Raw genomic sequence first — 22,732 nt, 5'->3', positions numbered from 1 at the left:
AATCTGCTATCCCGCGACTCGGCCCACGAGTCTGGGTTCATTTTGCTGGAAAGAGCCTCGATGCCGAGCTGGAACCACATGCGCCAACGCACCACCCTACCCGCACTGATCCACCGAGACGGTTCGGGCCGTCAAAAACGAGCCGTCGCCTTGGCAGCGACCATGCTCATCGCCTGCGGCGCGGCGTCCTGCGAATTGGCATCCGCACAAGATCCGGGTAGCTCGCTGTCGCGAACCAGCCCCATCCACACCGACGAATCGTTCTATCGGCCGGGACCGATTTCCCGCACCGAACCGGTGCCCCGGGCCAGCCTCGGAAGCATCGCCGGTCGCAGCCAGGCAGACATCCAGCGAGACCAGTTGTTCAGCGAACTGGCCGAGGAGGTCGCCCAGTTTGACCGGCTGGGCAATTTAGTCCGGCATGTTTCACAGTTGGTCAAACCAAGCGTGATCCACATCGAAGCCCACAAGATAACGGGCAAAGGTGCCTCGTCAGAGTCCTACGACGAGGCCGGCAGCGGTGTGGTGCTGGAGATCGCTGGTGATCGCTGGGTCATGACCAATCGTCACGTGATCCATGGTGCCACGGTCGACCAGATCACGATGCGGACAAGTGATGGGCGACGGTGGAGTCCCGAACGAATCCTGATGGACGCGAGTACGGATGTGGCTGTCATGAAGTTAGCGGTGTCCTCGGGATCCGCTGGCGACGCGGGCCGACGCCCGCTGCCATCGCCCCAGCCACTGCCGCCCGCCGCACGGTTGGCGGACAGCGATCGGGTGCAAATTGGCGATTTCGTGATCGCCATCGGCAGCCCCTTCGGCCTCAGCCATTCGGTCACCTTTGGGATCATGAGCGCCAAAGGACGACGCGATTTATCATTGGGGGAAGAGCGGATCGACCTGCAAGATTTCTTCCAAACCGATGCCGCGATCAACCCCGGCAATAGCGGCGGGCCACTTCTAAACCTGCGTGGCGAAGTGATCGGGATGAATACGGCCATCGCCAGCAGCAGTGGTGGCAGTGAGGGAATTGGGTTTGCAATTCCGATCAATATGGCCGCTCGAGTCGCTGAGGAACTCATCGCTCACGGGCAACTCCGCCGCGGCTATCTCGGCGTGACTCTCGATCCCGAGTTCGCCGCTACCGAGTTTCCCAGCGCAGCGGGCCAGTATGCATCGATGAAGGTCAGCCCCGACATGGCCGTGGACGTTTATCGTGAGAACGACTTGAAATTTGGCGGCGCCCGCGTCAAGAACGTCCGGCCGGGATCGCCCGCCGAGACCGCGCGGCTGCAAAAAGATGACATCATCTTGCACTTCGATGGCTATCGCATCGAAGACGACGACCACCTCGTCGCCCGTGTGGGCATGGCCGCCACCGAGCAGCCCATCGAGATGGTGATTCTCCGTGACGGAAAACGATACCGCACCGAAGTCACGCTGAAGCAAATGCCCTAATGCATCGGGTGAAGAAAAACTGACGTAGCTACGCTCGCCAGAGCGTGGGGGCCCACCGTCTGGCGACGGTGGCTATGGGAAAATTCGTCACTTGTTGTTCACGCGATGCTAAGTGGCAGCGGCGTCGAGCCGATGCCACGCTGCTCAGTTCGCACTGCCAGTGGGATCAAAGTAAGCCGGTTCATTACCAGACTTCCATTTGATATTACAGCCCACCGACGGTTTCTGATCGATCGCCGCGGTCCGCCCGGCCAACGTCTCATCAAGGGCAGCGCGGAGATCCACACCCGTCACGGCCGCACCCGATTTTGGACGGCTGCCGTCGAGCTGACCCCGATACGTCAAACGATGCTGGGCGTCAAACAAAAAGAAATCAGGCGTGCAGGCCGCACCATAGGCAATCGCCACGGATTGATCTTCATCGAGGGCGTAGGGGAACGCATAGCCCCGCTCCGCCTTTTCCGCTGCCATGGCCGCGAAGTTATCTTCGGGATACTTGTCGATGTCATTGCTATTGATGCCGACAATGCCAACGCCGTGCTGCATGTATTCGTCACTGAGCAGCTTGAGCTGCTCGGCCACATGCTTGACGTACGGGCAGTGGTTGCACATGAACACCACCAACAGCGCTTTGCTGTCTTTGAAATCCGCCAGCGACACGGTATCGCCATCGGTCTCAGGAAGCGAGAAATCGGGAGCCGCGGTGCCCAGTGGCATCATCGTCGAAGCAGTGCGAACCATGAGTGATTGTCGTTTTCGGGGGGGACCAAAGAGAATCTCGCCGTAGCCAAACTCCCGTGAGTGAAACGACGCCAGTGTAACACTGCACGCAACCGCGCGACAGGCAACGATCATCCTATGTCGCGACCGTCGCCCGAGCGTGGGATCCACGTTCGGGCGAGCGTAACCACTTTGCCGACCCGTTCCCGGTGGCTATGGAACGAGCGCGAAATCACGATCTGAGATTGTGGCCGAACGCTCCACGTTCGACCATTCCGACCGCGGAGCGTTCGGCCACAAATTTTCCGCTCGATCCTAAGCGAGATACTTTTTGAACCACGCGATCGTGCGCTGCCATGCCAACTCAGCAGCTGCTTTGTCATAGCGAGGCGTCGTGTCATTGTGAAATCCATGGTTGACCCCCGGATACACGTGAGCCTCGAATGGCACTTCGTTCTGCTTGAGCGATTGCTCAAATGCAGGTGCCCCGGCAAGGATGCGTTTGTCGAGTTCCGCGTTTTGGATCAGCAGCGGTGCCTTGATCTTAGCCACCTCATCGGCCCCCGGTTGGCTACCGTAAAATGGCACACCCGCGTCGATGATGTTGGGAAGCCGCACGGCAAGCTCGTTGACAACGCCGCCGCCGTAACAGAAACCGACCACGCCCACCTTGCCGGTTGACAGTGGATAGGTGTCGAGCAATTTCGCGGCGGCGATGAAGTCTTGCATCATCTCCTCGCGATCTCGCTTGGACTGCATCGACCGACCTTCGTCGTCATTGCCCGGATAGCCTCCCAAGGGCGTCAGCGCGTCCGGGGCAAACGCCAGGAATCCGGCGACCGCGAGACGGCGTGTGACGTCCTCGATGTATGGATTGAGCCCGCGGTTTTCATGAACGACGAGCACGGCAGGGAATTTGTTTCCCGTCGCCGGCCACGCCATCAGACCCTTCATCTCACCAGCACCTTGCGGCGATGCGTAGCCGATCGTTTCCGTTTGGATTCGCCGATCACCCGGATCGATCTGCTGCGCCCAGCTATAGTTGGGACTGAGGTTGGAGAGCAGCGTTTGCACCGTCACACCGCCGACAGCGAATTTCGCCAGACGGGTGACGTAGTCACGGCGGGATAGCCTGCCGTGAGCAAAATCGTCATACAGGTCGAGAACTTCTTGGTCGAACTCAGAGGCTTGTTTGCGATTCATGGACGTTCTCACACAATTCGGATCAACGGATAGATAAATGAGGATCGTCGCGCTCGCTTCGCAAGGAAGTCAACGTCCCCCGTGAAAGCAGCGTTCCACGCACCTTTCGCCGAGCGAAAGGTGACTCTCATTATACCGTCAAACTTTACTTCACAAGTTCGGCGAGCTCGTCGTCGAGTTCGGCTTCGCCAATGTTGTGGCGAACGACGCGTCCCTTGCTGTCGATCAGCATCATGGTGGGCAGCGTTTGGACGCCGAATTGCTTGGCGAGCGGACTGCCTTCGAGACCGCCGTCTTCGTACAACTGAACCCATGGCAGCGAGGTCTCTTTCAGAAATGCGATCGCTTGCTCACGCGAATTGTCGATATTGACACCGACGATCTGCAGCCCAGCACGCTGGTAGCGAGCCTGCAGACTGCGCAGCCGTTTCATGTCCTGTTTGCAGGGTTCGCACCATGTCGCCCAGTAGTGCAGCACGACGGGACGGCCACGCAACTGGCTCAGCCGAAATGGTTTGCCTTGAATCGTCATGCCTTCCAGCTCAACCTCTTTGCCCACCGATTGCAAACGCACCATGGCTCCGGCGGCTCGCTCGGCAGCATCCGTGCCGCGAAAATCGGTCACGACTTGTTTGTAGAACTTCAGGGCTTCTTCGTCTTGGCCTTCGAACTCCTTGCTCAACGCCAATTGCAATTTCGCCTGGGCCGTTTCGGGAGCTTGCGGGTGGCGTGAAGCGAATTCGTTGAGTTCTCCCAACCACCACTCTTGGATTTTGGCGAAGTCCGCGTCAGGCCCCTGCTGGGAGATGTATTCGGTGCCAATCAATTGGTACTCGGTGTAAGCACGCAGCGCTTCGGTTTGTGGGCTTTGAGATTGCCCCAGCGACTTGGCGAGCGACTTGAGTCGCTCCAGCCCCTCCGGGTACGCACCACTCTGCACCGCAACGCTGACCGTATCGACGAGCTGTCGGGTCCAGGTGTCGCGTTCTTCAGGTGTGGTGGCGGCCTCGATTAAGCTGGCAACGACGTCGGCACGCTGTTGGTTCTGCACCGCCAAGGCTTTCATCTCTGTCGTCTGCGCCATCGCCGAATCAATCGATTCGAGTTTGCTGACGAGAATCTGAGTTTTTGTATCTCCAGCGCTCGAGCCGGAGGCTGTGCCCGCGGACATACCGCCCGGCGTGAAGAAATTGCCTCCCGCCTGAGCGATCGGTTCGCCTTTCTCTGCCAGCACGGGTAGGTCGAGCAACTTCCACGCATCACCCGCTCGCATGATCGAGCCTACGAGCAGCTGTCCCGAATGGTCGCCTGATTCAAACATGGCTACGGCGTTCTCATAAGCCACGACGTCTTTCTCAAACCCACCCTCACCGGCGGGCATCAGTCCGGGAGATGTTGCGGCAAATTGCAACCATTTCGCTTGGGGGTCCACGGCGTCTTGCGATCCCGCGAACTCCTTGAATTTAGCCGCCGCCCGGGCTGCTTTTCGATTCAGCGTTTCTTGCATTTCACCGCCAATGCCTGCAGCCTTGATATCCGCCGGGGATGCTAAGAGGACGATAAAGCGGGTCGCGTCCTGTGTCGCCAACGCCGCAATCAGTTCCCTCGTTGTCTCCTCGGCCGAGATGACTTTCCAACTATCGATCGTGCCGTCTTCATTGGCATCGATCCCCCAGCGAGTGCCGCCGGTCGCCATCCAACGGTACTGGTCAGCCTTGCCGTTGAAGTTCACGTCGACGTCGCGATAGACTTCGACACCGTACTGGAAATAACTCCACAAATCGATTTTCTTGTCGCCGTTGGTATCGGCAAACCGTCTCAGCATCGTGCCGTCGGCGGCGACGACCTCCCAGCCCGACCAGTCACTGCGGTCAATGTCGCGCACGGTGCAGCGATCGACTTGGTCGCTTGCTACCAGTTCGTAAACGACACCGTCTTGCACAGGTTTCAGTCCCAGGGCCGCAGCAGCCGAAGGCGGTGCCGCCCAGGCCGGCGAGGCGGAAAACAGGAACAACGCACAAAACCACATTCGTTTGGCTTGGAAGCGCAATTGTGTTGGCAAAATCGTCTGAACGTCCATCACTGAGGATACTTTTTTCTTGGCCGGGGAAGTGAGCACCGAAGCGCCGCGAAGACAACAATCCCGATCATCCCCGTAGCGACGACCAAAGATCAAGATCAGTTCCGAAAATCGCAGTTTGCCGTCACCGTTTCGTGCCCACACGGGGCGATGGCCACTCGGGAAACGAAAAAACTTCCGCGTGGACGCTCAAAAACAGGGGGAGGACGTGCCCTTGGGTCAACCTGTCGATTGATTCATTTGCAGGTCGACCATGCCCTGATAATGGCCTCCCCGGGCCAGCAGTTCGGCATGCGTGCCGGTCTCCACGACGCGGCCGTCTTCGAGCACAACGATCAAATCCGCTCCTGCGATGGTGCTGAGTCGGTGCGCGATCACGATCGCGGTGCGATCTTCAAGCAGTTCAGATAGGCTGGCTTGAATCAAGCGTTCGCTTTGACTGTCGAGGTTGCTGGTGGCTTCATCAAGGACGAGTATTTGCGGATCGGCCAAGATCGCCCGCGCGATCGCGAGTCGTTGTCGCTGGCCGCCGGACAGTTTCACACCCCGCTCACCGATGACCGTGTCGTAGCCTTGCTCCATTTTATTGATGAACTCATCGGCAGCCGCAGCAACCGCAGCAGCAACGACATCACTGCGATCCGCCTTCGGTCTCGAATAGGCAATGTTCTCGTGAACGGTGCCGTCGAACAGAAAGACGTCTTGCTCGACAATCCCCAGCAGCGATCGGTAACTCGAAAGCTGGATGTCGCGAAGATCCTCGCCATTATAGAGAATTTCGCCGGAGGTGGGATCGTAAAACCGAGCGATCAAGTTCGTCAGCGTTGTCTTGCCAGCACCGCTGCGACCGACCAACGCGACGGTTTGTCCGGCTGCGACTTCGAACGTAACATCATGCAGCACAGGGGTGTCTGTGCCCGGGTAGTGGAACGATACGTTGCGAATCGAGATCGCGCCGCCGCGGGTCTGGGTGGCCAGACGAGCGGCCCCTTCGCGGCTGGGTAACTCTTCATCAATGTCGAGGACATCGAGGATGCGGTCGAGCCCAGCGAGGTTATTTTGGAACGTGACGGCGCTGCCAGCCAGCGTGGCGAGCGGATCGAGTAGCATCGTCAGATAGACGAGAAACATCATCAAGTCGCCCAGTGTCAGCTGCCCCTCGATGATCTGGTAGCCACCGTAGAGCAGCAAACCGGTCGACGCCAGCGGGATCACGACTTCCCAAATCGTTTCGATCGTACGCATCCACCACCACGTGAAGAGCTGTTGGCGGACGAGGAAATCACCTTCGCGTACGTAGCGTGATGATTCGGTGCGAGAGCGTGAGAAAGTGCGAACGACGCGGATGCCGCCAAACGTTTCAGTCGCACCGCTATCAATCCGCTGGCGCTGTTTGCGGACGTCACGAAAGAGCGGCCGGATACGATTGATGTACGTCCGGTGAGTGACCCATACGACCGGTAGCAGCAGCATTCCGCCGAGCATCAGCTTCCAATCGACAAACATCAAGATCACCAGTGAACCACAGAACTGGATGATCGCTCGCCATGGGTTGTACAGCATGCTGAAGATCAGGTCGGCGACACCCCCCGCGTCCTCGCGGATCAAACTGGCCACGCCGCCGCTCTTCATCGCATAAACATGATGCAGCGGCAGACGCATCGCGTGGTCAAATACCTGACGGCGAATCGAGACCTGAGCCTTGTTCACCGTTTTCGTCGCCAGCCACCGGCCGATCAGATTCACAATCGTGCCGATCGCCGTCAACACTGTCACCACGATCGCAATGGCCACGAGCGTTCGCATCGGCGAGGCGGTCGGATCGCCGAGCACCTCTGCGGCGCCGGGGATTCGCAGCAACCATTCCGGCAGCGGCCGGGCGGGCTGGTTCAGCACGGAATCGATCGCGAGCTTGGTTCCCAGCGGAGGGATCAAGCGGATCAGGATCCCCACGCTCAAAAACCCGAGTGCGGCGATAATCGGTCCCCGGTGACCGGCAATCAGCTGCCAAAACGCCGCAAAAAGTTCGACGAAAGAGCGAGTCCGATCACCGATTTTCTTCTGGCTGCGCGCCTGCCGCGAACCATCGCCCTCCGAGCTACCGTGTGGCGACGAGTGGTGATGCGGCAGCGGCGCGGCACCTTTGCGATGGCGTTCTCGAACGGTCACTCGATAGTCGTTGAACCGGCGACGACTCGGGGAAATTGCCATGCCGTTTACTGTCCGGCGTTGGGGAACACGACCTTAAACATCAGGTACGCCATCGCCAGAGTGAGCACCAAATTCAAGGATTGCCCACAGACGTATAGCAGCAACGGTTTGCCGCCACTCAAGTTCTCTTTGATTGCCGCGTAGTTGGTTTCCAAGCCAATGCTGACGAATGCCAAACAGAACAACCAACCTCGCAGCCCCTTGGTGAAACCAATCGAGGCTCCCGTCCACAGTGCACCGTCTTGGGCGAATCCAGCGATCAGCGAAAAGACGATCGACGCAATGATGAACCCGAGGATGAACTTGGGAAACCGCAACCAAATTTCGGACCAGCCCACATTGATTTTTGAATTGGGGTCGCGATCCATGTACGTCGTCCAGAAAACCGCGATACCAAACGCGACGACGCCAATCAGAATGTTCTGGATCATTTTGATGGTCGCGGCCACCTCGAGGGCGCGATCGCCGAGAAACTCGCCCGCCGCGGCGACCGCCCCGGTCGAATCAATCGTGCCGCCCATCCAGGCCCCACCGAGCACCTCATCCATGCCGGTGAACCGAATCACCGCTGGCATCACGACCATCATGATGACGGTAAACGATAACGACATCCCAATCGCCAACGAGAGTTCTTCCTTCTTAGCCCGACAGGCCGCTGCCGAGGCGATGGCCGCCGAGACGCCACACACGGACATGTCTGCCGAGATGACCATATTGAGTGTTGCCGATTTGATCTTGAGCACCTTCTGGCCGAACCAGAACGTTGTGATCAGTACGATCGGGGTGACCACCCAAGCGACGAAGACGCCCGGTAGGCCCAGTGCGAGCAAGCGGCTCATGAGGATCTCACTGCCCAGCAGCACGAGTCCCGTTTTGATGAAAAATTCGGTGCGTGCGGCACCACGCATCCACTGCGGCGTCCCAACCGTGTTGCTGATCACCAACCCCACGACGAGTGCCCATAATGCGTATTCCAGGTTATAGGCGCTGACGACCGCCTGCCCCGCCATCACGTAGGAGAGCACGGCAAGTAGAAAGACAGCGGGAAAACCGAGCATAAATTCTCGGGCGCGGCCTCCGCTTAGTAATAAAACGAGCGTGAACAGGCCGCCAATGATCAGCCCCGCACCAAGCGTCCCGGTCAGTCGTGATAGCTCAGGCTGAAATGTTGGCCCAGGAGGGGGCCCCGGCTCCTCGGCGATCGCCTCATCCGCGGCAACCTTCTTCGATTTGATTTCCTTGCGAAATGCGTCGACGGGATCGCCGTACCAGCGACTGGGCTTGCCGACAAATGGGGCGAGCAGATTGGTCGCTTCGGTCTCCGGCTCGACAACCGGGCTCGTGTCGGTGACCCCCGCCGCAACGGTGTCAGGGACCGTCGTGACCAAACGAACGCTGGCCAGCGAAACCAACAGAATGGTCCACCCAATGACAATCGCGAGCAGGTCTTCGTTCCAGAAAGAATCTCGCGTCGTATTCGTCGGTTGGGAATCGTCGACGGGTGGGGTGGTTTCGGACATGGTGGATACTTCGTGACATCGAATGAAATGTCGCTAGATTAGCAAGATCGATCACGGTTCGCCATGGTCGACCGCCCAGGGGCAGGCAGCGTCCGTCCGCGTCTGTGCAGGAACGAGCCGAAGAAGACGGCCCGATTTTGTGGTCGATCACTCCGACCGAGGCGGGTGGGGCACCGATATCCCGCTCGTTGCCCCGTCCATTCGTCGCAGCAAGCTGCACCGAGAGAATCGCTCGCCGTTTGCGCCTCGGAACGACCCTACGCCCCGTGCGGAGGGTCGAGCAACAGACATTGGCCCCACCGCGAGTATACATTCCCGCTTCCAATGAGTATCCATGTTGTGGTCAATCGCACTGACCCTCATCACGCAGGAACGCTGTTTTGGATCCTTTACTCGCCTTACTTGTCATCATCACTCTCGGCTTGGGCTTAGGAAAAGTCTCGGTTCGCGGGATCTCGATCGGAACCTCCTCGATTCTGTTTGTCGCGTTGTTTGCTGGTCATCTGGGCGTCAAGATCCCCCAAGGTTTGGGGACGTTGGGCCTGGCGCTGTTCGTCTACTGCGTCGGCATCGCAGCGGGCCCCACATTCTTTCGTGGTCTCGCGTCGAGCGCTCGAGTGATGGCCACACTCGGCGCGGTGATGGTGACGACCGGCGTGGGAGTGACGTGGATCTGCGCAAAATTATTTAGCTTGCCCGCCGATATTGCTGCGGGCCTGATGGCTGGGGCCATGACCAGCACCCCAGCGCTCGGTGCCGCCAGCGAGGCGGTCGCCGAACCAGACCAGGTCGCCGTTGCGTTTGGCGTTGCCTATCCGTTCGGGATCGCGATCATCGTGTTGTTTGTTCAGGTAATGCTGAAAAAAACTCCAACGTCAGCGGCCGAGTCAGAGGCGAGCCCTCGCAGCGAAGAGGATACGAACATCCAACGCCATGTCGTTGAGGTTGCGAATCCGGGGGTTGCTGGAAAACGGCCTAGTGAAGTGGCCGCATCCGCGGATTTACCCTGCCAAATATCTCGTGTTTTCTTGAATCAGCGGTGGCGTCCCACCCCCTCAGATTATGTGTTCGCGATGGGCGATCGCGTGATGTTGGTCGGACAGCACGAAGAGGGACAACGCGTTGCCGAGACGCTTGGCGTGCTGTGCGATCTCCAAGACGTTGTGCTCGACGCAGAGCGTGAACGCAAGGATGTCGTTGTCACTTCGCCGGACATCTATGGACACACCTTGAAGGAGCTCCGCTTGCGATCCCGCTTCGGAGTCACCGTGACTCGCATCCGCCGGATCGACCAGGGGTTTGTTCCATCATCAAAAACGCGAATCGAATTCGGTGACACGCTCACCTTGGTCGGCGAGCCTGCGGACCTTCTCCGGGTCTTGAAAGTGGTCGGCCATCGCCCGCGGACACTCAACGAAACCGATTTACTCTCGCTGGCACTCGGCCTCACCATTGGCCTGGTTGTCGGTCAAATGTCCATTCAGCTGGGCGGCGTCTCGGCATCACTTGGTACTGCCGGTGGCCCCTTGTGTGTTGGTTTGATCCTCGGGCACTTCCGCCGAATTGGGTTTGTCACCGGGTCGTTTCCGCCGGCGGCCCAGATCTTGATGACCGAAGGTGGACTGGCCCTTTTCTTGACAGATGCCGGCGTCCAGGCTGGTGCGAATGTTTGGGCTGTGCTTCAGCAGCAAGGGGGTGTTCTGTGCATCGCTGCGGTCGCGATCGCGACATTGCCGCTCGCCGCGGGCTACCTGATGGCGATCTACCTGTTCGGATTGTCGCGACTGCAATCGCTCGGGGCGGCCTGTGGCGGAATGACTTCAACGCCGGGACTGGCCGCCCTGACCAGCTCCACCGATTCGAGTGAACCGGTCACCAGCTACATTGCTGCCTATCCCGTCTCCCTGGTCCTGATTACGATCGCAGCCCCGCTGCTGGTCAAGCTTCTGTAGTCGAACGACTCGGCGTTTCACGCGGTAACCGGAGCGAACGCCCATCGGCTCATTTCGAAAGGTTTTGCCGACGCCGGTGGTGGCCAAACGCTCCGCGGTCGACCATTCCGACCGCGGAGCGTTCGGCCACTTATTTTCCGCTCGTTCCTAGCGGGGTTCTATCCAAGAACTCATTCGCAGGTGCTTATAACGGGAAGTCGTCTTCTTCGCTCTGCTGGGAGTACAGCGGCATGTGGCGATAGTAGACTTCGAGAATCATGGTGGCGAACGAAGTCATGCAGAGTCGGCCGGCGTTGGATACGTGGGCACTGTCAAAATACCAACTGCCTTTCGCCCCGCCCTCTTGAGCCTGGGTCTCGACCAACCAATCACGCAGTTCGGCGTTGAATTTATCCCATTCCGGACCGCCGGTTTGACGCAGGACTTGAGCGGCGTAGTAATCGTAGTAAATGTCATTTTTGATCACACCGATTTTCGCGAGATCGGCCACACCTCGCTGCAACGCTTCGTTGTTCTTTTCCCAACCGGTGTACATCCGGCACAGTAATCCCACTGCGGTCATGGAGGCATTTAAATTGGTGTCAGGCGTCTTGTATCCATATCTGGATCCGCCATTGGACTGGACTTTATCGAGAAACAGCAGTGATCCTTGGATGGTTTTGGGTGGTACCATCAGGTGCCCCATGTACCCGCTCTTGAGCGCCATGATCTGCCACCCCACGACGGACGTGTCACCGCCAGTGGGATCCTGAAAACGGTACTTCCAACCGCCGTCGCGACACTGCGCAGCGACGATATAGTTTAGCGCCGCTTGCGTGGGCACCGCGAGCGTGGGGTCGCCGGTCATCGCATAGGCTTCACTCAGTGCGATCGCGGCCAAACCATGTGAATACATGTTGCCTGCGGACTCGCTCAAGTCCAGGACGGCCAACCCCGCCTTGGTGCCTGGCTTGCCGCTGCGGATGAGGTACTGCAGGCCACGCCGCACCACGTCTTGGTAGTTGCCCGATTTATGCGTTTGCCCTGCCCCGAGAAAGGGCAGCAATGCCATCGCGGTTGCGGCGTTGAACGCGGACGCTCGGTTGGGCTCACACGCGTCCCCGCATGCATTGTTACAGACGAGGTTATGAGCAAACGTCCAACGTCCATCACGCATCTGGTGCAGTGCCAGCCATTTAAGCGCTTCGGTGACTGCCGCCTCGCTGGCGGAGTTGCCGCCAAGTTCTCGCAATAGTTTTTTCTTCATCTGGTCCGAGCGACTGTCCATGGCCGATTCCTGCACCGACGCGAGCGTTTGCAGGCTCATTGAGGTGGGTGCCATCTGTGAGGCCAGATCCGAGATATCTAAGGGCACCGCGGCAATGTCCATCGGCACGTCCACCGCGACCGGTTCGGTCATCTCCATCGCTTCGGCCACCTCGACCGGTTCGGAGACTTCCTCAACCACTTCGATTTCACCGGGGTCAATCTCCTCGATCGTGAACTCTTCGATCTCCGGTCCCTCCTCCCCTGTCGCGGTCGCCGAGAGCACATTCACCAGCTTGACCGGATCGGCGAGCGTGACCAAACCGAGAGCGAGCAGGATCGCAACGTGAACCAACGTGCTGATCAGCCAAGCGGGAGCCTCCTTGAGGAACCCGCCTCGCCGAGGTGGAAAACCGTTCTCTTCGCGCTCTTCCTCACGCTCCTCGTCGGCGGGTGGATGCGCCGCAAGCAGCGTATCCAAGTCGGGCAGTTCGGGGTCCGTCGTGGTCGACATAGAGGGAATCCGATGGGGACGGTGAGTGTTGACGGAAACGCGGGAAGGGGGGATTCGGGAACGGTATCAAAATAGTATAGGTGACGCGTGCCCCGTAGGATAAGGTTTATGGGCGTATCCTAAGTCAAAAACGCGATCGGCGCGCGTTTGTACCCATCTCGCCCGACGGGTTCACCACCCCCACCAACAAAACACATTGTCCCATCCGAGGCGATTTCGGTGCGAATCGATGCGATCTGATGGTGTCGCAAGGCTCGTGCCTGCTACCGACTGCATTGCAAATCTGCTAGTTTATCGCTCGAATTGAAGAACCCATCTGGACCTTTTCCTCACCTCAAAGCCCTCGCGAACCATCGATGTCTGCAGACGCCACCGACAACCATCGCATTGCCACGCAAGCTCTCCATGCCGGGCAGGTCGCTGACCCGACGACCAAATCGCGAGCGGTGCCGATTTATGCGACGACAAGCTACCAATTTGACAGCACCGACCACGCCGCGGCGTTGTTTGGGCTGACTGAATTCGGAAACATCTACAGTCGATTGATGAATCCGACGGTGGACGTTTTGGAAAAGCGGTTGGCGGCGATGGAAGGCGGCGTCACCGGACTGTGCTTCGCCTCGGGCCAAGCAGCGATCACGGCAGCCGTATTAACACTCGCCCACAGCGGCCAGAACATCGTCAGCAGCACGTCGCTCTACGGTGGCACGTGGACACTGTTCTCGCAAACGCTCAAGAATCTCGGCATCGAAGTTCGCTTTTTTGATCCCGACAAACCCGAAGACATTCACGGGCTCGTCGACGAGAACACACGGCTCGTCTACATGGAGAGCATCGGCAATCCACGCAATGACGTCCCCGATTTCAAAGCGATCACGGACGCCGCCCACACGGCTCCTCACGGTGCCCTGCCGGTGCTCTGCGATAACACGGTCATGACGCCGATGTTGCTGCGGCCTTTCGAGCACGGCGTCGATATCGTGATTTACAGCACGACCAAGTTCCTGGGCGGTCACGGCGTTCACATCGGCGGTGCGATCGTCGACAGCGGCAACTTCAAGTGGGCCGACCAGCCGGAAAAATGGCCTGAGTTCTGCGCTCCATCGCCCTCCTATCATGGTGCGGTTTTTGAAGAGCACCTGCGTCCGATGGGCAACATCGCCTACAACCTTCACATCCGCACGCATTGGCTGCGTGACACCGGAGCGGCGATGAGCCCGTTTGCCGCGTTCCTCACCCTGATGGGTGTCGAGACGCTGCACCTGCGGATGCCACGCCACTGCGAAAACGCGATGACGATCGCCGAATTCCTCGATGGTCACGACGCGGTGGAGTGGGTCAACTACCCTGGATTGAAGTCGCACAAGCATCACGCGAACGCGGAAAAGTTCCTCACCAACGGCAAGGGTGCAATCCTCGGATTTGGCATCAAGGGTGGTGCCGAAGCGGGTAAGAAATTCATCAACTCCTGCAAGCTCTGCTCGCACTTGGCCAATATTGGCGATGCGAAAACGCTCGTGATTCATCCCGCCAGCACCACGCACCAACAGCTCACCGAAGACGAGCAGCGACGTGCCGGTGTGAGCCCGGAATACATCCGCATGTCGATCGGTATCGAAGACAGTGCTGATATCATCGATGACCTGAAACAAGCCTTGGCCGCGGCTACTGCATAGGGCATGTCTTTGAGCGACGAGGATTCCAGCACCGATGACCTCCGCAGCGACGAGCCGCTCTCGCACGCGCTGACGGTTTGGTTCGATGAGCCCTTGATGCTCGAGCGAGGCGGCGAGTTACCCAGGATCCGTTGTTGCTACGAGACCTGGGGGACGCTCAATGCCGACGCCTCCAATGCGATTCTGGTCTGTCACGCCGTTTCGGGTGATTCGCATGCCGCCCGCCATGACGCCGACGACCAGCCCGGTTGGTGGGATGGCCTGATCGGCCCCGGCATGTCGATCGACACCAATCGCTTCTTTGTGGTCTGCCCCAACGTGCTCGGCGGCTGCCGGGGCACCACCGGCCCAGGTGACCTGCGGGGTGAGGATGGAGCAAATGCAGAGCCAACTCCCGAGGGGGCGCCCCCTCCGTCGACAAAGGATGATCGGCCTTATGGGGCGGATTTTCCGCGGATTACGATCGGCGACATGGTCGAGGTCCAACGGCGATTGGCCGATCATCTAGGGATTGCGAAATGGCGGGCCATCGTTGGCGGTTCACTCGGCGGCCACCAGGCCCTGCAGTGGGTCAGTCGCTATCCGGATTGCACGCACACCTGCATCGCCATCGCCACCTCGCCGCGACTGACCAGCCAAGCGCTGGGGTTCGATGTGATCGCTCGCAACGCGATTCAAACGGATCCGCACTTCCATGCCGGCCAGTATTACGATCGCCCGAACCGGCCCGTCACGGGGCTCGCGATCGCTCGCATGCTCGGTCACATCACGTACTTGAGCGTCGCGGCGATGGAAGCCAAGTTTGATCCCGACCGGCACGACCCGCGGCACATTGCGTCCGATTTCGAGCAGCGATTCAGCGTCGGATCCTACCTCGCCCATCAAGGCCAGAAATTCACCACACGCTTTGACGCCAATAGTTACATCACCCTGTCGATGGCGATGGACCTGTTCGATTTGGGCGGCAACCGCCTGAAGTTGATGGAGACCTTTGACGAGTGCACCTGTGATTTCCTGCTGGTTAGCTTCAGCAGCGATTGGCTGTTTCCCCCTGCCCAATCACGTGAAATTGTCAATGCACTGACCGCACTGGATAAACGCGTAACCTACGCGGAGATCACCTCCGATGCAGGCCATGATGCGTTCCTGATCGCCCGTGACATGGCGACCTATGGACCGCTCGTGCAAGAGCGGTTGCGGCCCTCGGCCGAACAGCGAGGTGCGAGCATCCCGACAAGCGATGCGGTGTCGACGGGCCAGTCTCCGGTGCAGCTCACCGTTGCCGAGGAGTCCATTCTAGAGATCATCCCTGCCGGCAACAGTGTGCTCGACCTCGGTTGCGGATGCGGCGAACTGTTGGCCGCGATCCGTGATCGACACGCTGGCATACCGATGCGTTTGATGGGGGTGGAGGTCGCCCAGGAGAACATCTTGTCGACGGCGATGCGCGGCCTCGACGTGATCGATTACGACCTCAACAATGGGCTGCCCGCGTTCATTGATAACCAATTCGATGTGGTCGTTCTCAACGCGACGCTGCAGGCGGTCGATAACGTCGTCGCACTCCTGGAGGAAATGTTGCGTGTGGGCAAGAAAGCGATCATCAGCTTTCCCAACTTTGCTTACCGCGTGCTGCGAGAGGACTACGTGACCCGCGGGCGATCACCGCGAGCGGCCGGTGAGTTTGATTTTGATTGGCACAACACACCCAACCGGCGATTCCCCACAATCGCCGACGTGCACGACCTGTTGATCGAGATGGGCGTGACAATCGATCGCGAAATCTACTGGGACGTCAGCCAAGCTCGCTATATCGATGTCGACGACGACCCCAACCTGAATGCCGACACGGCAGTGCTCGAAATTCACCGCGCATGATCCCGTTGCTCCCAGACCGGGGGCGGGCTCTCAAAGGTGATTGGCTGGTCGGTCGCTGGGTGGACGAAGCGAATCCGCCAGGCATGCAGGCACATCGGCGGCTCGTCCACTCCCAGCGTTTGTGTCAGACGCCCACGTCGCTCCGATCTCTCGGTAGGCGACCGGGCGTAGAACGGGTCGCCCACAATCGGAAAACCGATGGCAGCTGCATGCACGCGAATCTGGTTCGTGCGACCGGTGATTGGCATGACTTGCAACAGCGTGGTTCCATCATCGGAATGATGGCGAAACTGGAACGACGTTTCAGCAGGCAGGCCGCTCGCGTGCGTCACGCGAGCTCCCGCCGTCTGCACATTGCCGAACCATTTCGCGTCACCGATCTCTAAATCGCAGTGATATTCCTGCCAGGGCACGTGCCCCTGAACGCGAGCGAGATACTGCTTCTTCACTTGGCGACGTTCGAACTGCGGCTGTACTTTTGCTGCCGCCGCCGGTGTGCGGCAGAACACGACCACGCCGGTCGTATTCGCATCGAGACGATGAGCGATTCGCAGTGAATCGTCCGGATAGATTTGACCCAGCAATTCCGAAAGCGTGTTGCGATTGAAGCGACCGCTCGGATGGACCGGCAGGGGCGCGGGCTTGTCGACAACAAGCAGCGTTTCATCTTCGTAAATAATTCCGACGACCGCGTTGACCTTCGGTTCGATGTAATCAGGCATGCCATGGAGATAACGCTCGCCAGCGGTCACCGGCGCATCGGCGCTGACGGATCGTCCCTCGATCGTGATTTCACCGCGGGCGATCCAGTCCAGCCAATTCACGCGCGGCGTGGGCGGGTGAAACTCGCACAGAAAGTCAATCAGCGAAAATCCTGTCTGAGCCTGCCGCACCCGCATCAGACGCTCGTTGCGATACGGCACACAGCCGGGTAGCGGGTCGAATCGGATGGTTTTCATGCGTTGCGTTTCAGGCCGCTAGCCCGGTTGAGGAGAACTCGCAGATCATCGACGATAGAGCGTCGCTGTTCATCTCGCAATATCTCGAAATTGAGTTTCCGCCATGACTATCACCCCCACCGATCTTCGCCCTGTTTTGATTGCCGGATCGTGGCGTGACGCCGCATCACAATCGTCGTTTCAGGCGACCAACCCCAATTGCAACGCGACTCTCGAGGCCGCATTCCCGGTGAGCGACTGGCAGGACTGCGATGCGGCGCTCGATGCAGCGGTCGAGGCCGCGGCGGAACTGCGGCGATTGCCGGCAGCGAAAATTGCGGAGTTTCTGGAACGATACGCCGACAAGATCGAGGCCGCTAAGGATGCCTTGGTGGAATCCGCCTTTACGGAAACCGGCCTGGCACGCTCGCCCCGTTTGGCAGATGTCGAACTGCCGCGCACCAGCAACCAACTTCGCACCGCCGCTGCAGCCTGTCGGAGTGGGAACTGGGCGCTACCGACGATCGATACCAAGGCGGGCATCCGGTCGTGCTATCGCCCCCTCGGCCCCGTCTGCGTGTTTGGCCCCAACAATTTCCCATTCGCTTTCAACAGCGTTTCCGGAGGTGATTTCGCAGCCGCCATCGCCGCTGGAAACCCCGTCATTGGCAAAGCAAACAGTTCCCATCCGGAAACCACACGACTGCTCGCCGAACTTGCCTACGAAGCGGTGATCGAAAGTGGTCTGCCGCCCGCGACCGTGCAACTGATCTACCGGACCAGCCACGCCGACGGCGAGCGACTGGTGGCTGATCCACGCGTGGGCGCGACCGGATACACCGGCAGCCGTCACGCGGGACTGGCCCTCAAGACCGCTGCCGATGGGGCCGGCAAACCGATCTACTTGGAACTCTCCAGCGTCAATCCGGTGGTCATCACGCCAGGAGCGCTAGCAGAACGCGGTGAGAAAATGGTCGACGAGTTTGTCGGCAGCGCGTTGATGGGAGCGGGACAGTTCTGCACCAATCCTGGAATCGTGATGCTCGTGGCCGGTCCTGAGACGGATCAATTCATCGCTGCCGTGCAAGCTCGGTATGGGTCGACGGCCGCAGGCACGCTGCTCTCACCCGCCGTGGCTCGTTCGCTCAGCAAGAGCGTGAAAACACTGACGGGACTGGGTGCCCAACTCTTGACCGGTGGTGGCGAACCCGAGTCAGATCGCTGCGCCGTCGCCAATACACTGATGCGCGTCGACGGCGGAGCGTTTCTCAACGACCCTGAGGGCTTTCAAACCGAGGCGTTCGGCAACGCTTCGTTGATGGTGGTTGCCGACGACGTGACACAGTTATGTCGCGTGATCGATTGTCTCGAAGGCAACCTGACCGGCTGCGTCTACTCGGTCGAAGGCGACGGCGACGAGGCGGATGTTGAAAAAATCACGTTCGCGCTCGAGCCCAAGGTTGGTCGACTGCTCAATGACAAAATGCCTACGGGCGTGGCGGTGAGCCCCGCGATGAATCATGGCGGCCCGTATCCAGCCACCGGGCACCCGGGCTTCACCGCCGTCGGGATCCCAGCGTCGATCCTGCGGTTTGGCAAGCTCACGAGCTTTGACAACATTCGTGCATCACGCCTGCCCTGTTTGCTAAAAGACGCGGCGCCATCCGAGCAATCCGAGCGGTTGATCGATGGCCAGTGGCGTGGCGGAGCCGTGTGATCACGTCGCCCCAGAAAACGTAGCTTGGGACCATTGTCCCGAGCGAGCGATTCGGTCGGGGACAGCAGCATGCGTGCTACTCCCGCTCGCCGCGCCATCCCTTCTTGGCTTAACGCGGTGGCTGCCCCCCCTGTTTCTTCTCCCCTGTTTTCTTCAAACAGCTCAGGCTCATCTTCGATCGCCAAGGACCAGCGATTGACCGAGAGGTTCGCACAGGACGCATATCCCCCAGACGGCTGACTCACTCGCCGTTGCAACGAGATTGAGCGGCAGCGAATCATCTCCGAGCGACTGGTTTCGCAGCGCCGTGGTCGCACCCAGATCGCACACTGACGAGATCAACTCGCCCATTTGGCGCCCTGCTCCCGAGCCTTATTGAGTAGAATTGGGACCACAGAACCTACTTCGCCCCTGTACCGAGTTTCATCGATGCTTCGTTCTTCTGCCGTTGCGTTCGTGTCCACTGTCGTGTGGACATCCATGTTCATGCACATCGGTGCGGCAGAACCACCAACAGTGGCGGCGACGGTAGACTTCAATCTCCAGGTCCAGCCGATTCTTTCAGATCGTTGTTTTCCGTGCCACGGACCGGACGTCGACAATCAGGACTCGGCATTCCGCGCCGACACCGAGGAGAATCTGTTCGCGGATCTCGGTGGCTATGCGGCCGTCGTGCCGGGCGATCTCGATGCCAGTGAATTGCACACTCGCATCCACGCATCGGATCCCGAGGATCGAATGCCGCCGCCGGGCAGCAACCGCGTTCTCAGCGATGCTGACAAACGCATCTTGGATGCGTGGATCGAGCAAGGTGCCCCCTACGCCGAACACTGGGCCTTCACGGCGCCAAAGCACACAAGTCCCCCGGCGGATGTGTTCGAGCATCTGCAGGAAAATGCCCAGTGGGGTCGCGAGATGCGCTCACGATGGATGGAGAACCCGATTGATGCCTTTGTCGCCAAGAAACTGGACGAGGCGGGTTTGTCGCCATCACCGGAAGCAGATCCAGAGACGCTATTGAGACGCGTCGCATTAACACTCACGGGGATGTTGCCGCCTCAGTCTCTGCAGGAACGCTACCTGGCCAACCCAACGGATGATGCCTACAAAGCCGCCGTTGATGAATTGCTCAGCTCGATGGCTTTTGCCGAGCGGCAGAGTCTGCGTTGGCTCGATGCCGCTCGCTACGCTGACACGGACGGATACCAGAACGATAATGGACGGACCAATTGGCCGTACCGAGACTGGGTCACTCAGGCGTTCCACGAGAACATGCCGTTTGACCAATTCACCATTGAGCAAGTCGCCGGCGATATGCTGCCCAACGCGACCGACTCCCAACGTCTGGCATCGGCGTTCAACCGCAACCATCGCCAGAACGCCGAAGCAGGCGCGCTCGCCGAAGAGTTTATCGTTGAGAACGTGATCGATCGCGTCGAGACAACGTCAACCGTTTGGCTGGGGCTCACCACGGGCTGTGCACGGTGCCACGATCACAAGTTTGACCCGATCAGCCAACGAGAATTCTTTTCGCTCTACGCCTACTTCAATAACATTGGCGAACGCGGCATTGGCCCCGGTACGAGTGCCAATCCCACCATGCAGTCGTACTCCCCGTTGATGAGCGTTCCAGAAGACTTGATCGCCAAACGCGAAGCAGCGGAAAACTCAATCGCGGCGGCGCGCAGTATGCTGAACCAGCGGATGGCGGGGTGGGAGCAGTCGCTGGCCGATGAACTCGGCGAGGAATCCAACGCATGGACCGTCGGAGAGATTGATTCGCATGAACTCGATGGCCAGGGCCAACTGGAACAGAACCGTGATCAGTCATTGTCGTTTACAGGCAGCGATTCACGCGACGTGACCTACCGAATTGACGTCCGCGCTGCGGACCCAACGATATCGGCAATCATGATTGAAGCGTTGCCGGACGACCGGTTCGCGAAACCACGGCAACTCGCGCCGAGCGTCAACGGGAACTTCGTACTGACGGATTGGAAAGTGCTGCTCAATGGGCAACCTATCGAGATTGCATCCGTTGCGGCGAGTTTTGAACAAGACGGGTTCCCCGTTGCGAATGCCATTGACGATGATCGAAAATCGGGCTGGGCGGTATTCGGATCAGGCGTCGAACCGGAACCCGTGCAAGCGGTTGCCTCTTTCGCAAAACCGCTTGCCGTGCAGGCATCGGACAAGGTCACGGTGCAGCTGTACTTTGGTGGCGATTATGAAGGCCATTCGATCGGGAAACTGCAGTTAAAATTAACACAGTCGCCCGACGGCGGGCTGCCGAAGTCGTTCGGCTTAGGTAGCAAGATGCTGGCGGCGATTCGCAAACCGGCTGACAAGCGTTCCAAACGCGAACGCAACGACATCAAATCGCACTATGAATCGATTGACCCCGCGTTGCGTGCGGCCATCGCTGAGAAAGCGGCCGTGGAAAAGGAATTCAGTGATCGAGGCATCCCCCGCGCTACCGTGATGGTGATGAACGAAAAGGAGGGCGAACGCGCCCCTGCATACCGATTGGACCGAGGTGCCTACGACGCGGCCGATCAATCCGAGTCGCTACCCCGCGGAGTACCCAACGCCTTATTGGCGAATGATGACTCACCGCAACCGAACGATCGACTGGAACTTGCTGAGTGGTTGGTGTCCGATGAAAACCCACTGACCGCGAGGGTGATTGTTAATCGCATGTGGCAGGACCACTTCGGCACCGGCCTCGTCAAGACGACAGAAGACTTTGGCCTACAAGGTGAACCACCGAGTCATCCTGAGTTATTGGATTGGTTGGCATTGGAATTCATTCGGTCGGGATGGGACATGCGGGCGATGCACGACTTGATCGTGACCAGTCGCACTTATCGACAATCGTCGCTCACCAACGAACAACTCAACTCGATTGACCCTGGGAATCGACTACTCGCCCATGGTCCTCGCTACCGTGGCGACGGTTTTATGATTCGTGACGTGGCGCTCCAAGTCAGTGGACTGTTGTCCGAAAAACTGGGTGGCCCGTCTGTCAAACCGTACCAACCCGATGGGTTATGGGCGGTCGTGGCGGCGAATGTGGGCACGGAGTACAACACCGATTCTGGCGAAAACCTGTATCGTAAGAGCATGTACTCATACTGGAAACGAGCGGTCAACCCACCTCGGCAAACGATCTTTGATGCTGGGGGCCGAGAGGTGTGCAATGTTCGTGTTCGCCGTACCAACACGCCATTGCAGGCGCTCGTGCTGATGAACGATCCCACGTTCATTGAGGCGGCGCGGCACCTGGCCGAGAACACCTTGCACGATTCAAAAGTAGAGGATCGAGAGCGTCTGGCGAGCATGTACCAGCAAGCCCTGGTTCATCCACCGAGCGACAGGACCCTCGATGTGCTCGAAGAGAATCTGGCGTACTTCCGCGAGTACTACGCGTCCCGCCCCAAGCAAGCGACGAGTCTGTTAACCGTTGGTGAATCATCCCGTGATGAACCGCTCGACGCCAACGAACATGCCGCGATGACTGCGACCGCTCACCTGATCATGAACTTGGATGAGTTCATCTGTATTGAATAGCCCGCCGCGGCGCAGGCGTCACCATTCACAATGATTTCTTGAAATCC

Annotated in this window: 13 protein-coding genes; 6 read left to right on the top strand and 7 right to left on the bottom strand. The window is 59.1% G+C overall.

Annotated features, from left to right (window positions below; translation table 11 throughout):
* Positions 1–60: 60 nt before the first annotated feature.
* A complete protein-coding gene (locus tag SH410x_RS29735; RefSeq protein WP_473673424.1) occupies positions 61–1,461 on the top strand; it encodes a S1C family serine protease in 1,401 nt (466 codons plus the stop codon).
* Positions 1,462–1,605: 144 nt separating this feature from the next.
* Here SH410x_RS29735 and SH410x_RS29730 read toward each other — a convergent pair whose 3' ends face one another.
* The 5 genes from SH410x_RS29730 to SH410x_RS29710 all read right to left on the bottom strand — a co-directional run bounded on the left by SH410x_RS29730 (position 1,606) and on the right by SH410x_RS29710 (position 9,195).
* The gene (locus SH410x_RS29730; protein ID WP_473673422.1) at positions 1,606–2,202 is read right to left on the bottom strand and encodes a thioredoxin family protein; all 597 of its coding nucleotides are present in this window, start codon (positions 2,200–2,202) and stop codon (positions 1,606–1,608) included.
* A gap of 294 nt (positions 2,203–2,496) precedes the next feature.
* Complete coding sequence (locus SH410x_RS29725; RefSeq protein WP_473673420.1) at positions 2,497–3,384, bottom strand: dienelactone hydrolase family protein; 888 nt, start codon at positions 3,382–3,384, stop codon at positions 2,497–2,499.
* Positions 3,385–3,529: 145 nt separating this feature from the next.
* Positions 3,530–5,608 (bottom strand): redoxin family protein, encoded by a 2,079-nt coding sequence (locus SH410x_RS29720; RefSeq protein ID WP_473673418.1) that lies wholly within the window; start codon positions 5,606–5,608, stop codon positions 3,530–3,532.
* Positions 5,609–5,683: 75 nt separating this feature from the next.
* The gene (locus SH410x_RS29715) at positions 5,684–7,675 is read right to left on the bottom strand and encodes an ABC transporter ATP-binding protein (RefSeq protein WP_473673417.1); all 1,992 of its coding nucleotides are present in this window, start codon (positions 7,673–7,675) and stop codon (positions 5,684–5,686) included.
* 5 nt (positions 7,676–7,680) lie between these two features.
* A complete protein-coding gene (locus tag SH410x_RS29710) occupies positions 7,681–9,195 on the bottom strand; it encodes a YeiH family protein (protein WP_473673416.1) in 1,515 nt (504 codons plus the stop codon).
* 380 nt (positions 9,196–9,575) lie between these two features.
* Between SH410x_RS29710 and SH410x_RS29705 the strand changes: the two genes are divergently transcribed.
* On the top strand, positions 9,576–11,147 hold the full coding sequence (locus SH410x_RS29705) for an aspartate:alanine exchanger family transporter (protein ID WP_473673414.1): 1,572 nt from the start codon (positions 9,576–9,578) through the stop codon (positions 11,145–11,147).
* Between the two features lie 184 nt (positions 11,148–11,331).
* Here SH410x_RS29705 and SH410x_RS29700 read toward each other — a convergent pair whose 3' ends face one another.
* Positions 11,332–12,906, bottom strand: a complete 1,575-nt coding sequence (locus SH410x_RS29700; protein WP_473673412.1) for a prenyltransferase/squalene oxidase repeat-containing protein — start codon at positions 12,904–12,906, stop codon at positions 11,332–11,334.
* A gap of 356 nt (positions 12,907–13,262) precedes the next feature.
* On the opposite strand from SH410x_RS29700, the gene SH410x_RS29695 reads away from it, so the two are divergent.
* Entirely contained in the window at positions 13,263–14,582 is a 1,320-nt protein-coding gene (locus SH410x_RS29695; RefSeq protein ID WP_473673410.1) for an O-acetylhomoserine aminocarboxypropyltransferase/cysteine synthase family protein, read from the top strand.
* A 3-nt stretch (positions 14,583–14,585) separates the two neighbouring features.
* The gene (gene metX, locus SH410x_RS29690) at positions 14,586–16,460 is read left to right on the top strand and encodes a homoserine O-acetyltransferase MetX (RefSeq protein WP_473673408.1); all 1,875 of its coding nucleotides are present in this window, start codon (positions 14,586–14,588) and stop codon (positions 16,458–16,460) included.
* Here metX and SH410x_RS29685 read toward each other — a convergent pair.
* Positions 16,448–17,419 carry an RluA family pseudouridine synthase gene (locus tag SH410x_RS29685; RefSeq protein WP_473673406.1) on the bottom strand — a complete coding sequence of 324 codons (972 nt, stop codon included), beginning with the start codon at positions 17,417–17,419 and terminating at the stop codon, positions 16,448–16,450. The genes metX and SH410x_RS29685 overlap by 13 nt on opposite strands.
* A 103-nt stretch (positions 17,420–17,522) precedes the next feature.
* Here SH410x_RS29685 and SH410x_RS29680 point away from each other — a divergent pair, with 103 nt between their 5' ends.
* Together SH410x_RS29680 and SH410x_RS29675 are read left to right on the top strand one after the other, a co-directional pair.
* A complete protein-coding gene (locus tag SH410x_RS29680; RefSeq protein WP_473673404.1) occupies positions 17,523–19,115 on the top strand; it encodes an aldehyde dehydrogenase (NADP(+)) in 1,593 nt (530 codons plus the stop codon).
* Positions 19,116–19,544: 429 nt separating this feature from the next.
* On the top strand, positions 19,545–22,685 hold the full coding sequence (locus SH410x_RS29675) for a PSD1 and planctomycete cytochrome C domain-containing protein (RefSeq protein WP_473673402.1): 3,141 nt from the start codon (positions 19,545–19,547) through the stop codon (positions 22,683–22,685).
* Positions 22,686–22,732 lie beyond the last annotated feature (47 nt).

It is taken from the genome of Rhodopirellula sp. SH410, from assembly GCF_055811895.1.
Note: the sequence above shows the minus strand (reverse complement) of the source record. Positions and strands in the feature narration are given on the sequence as shown.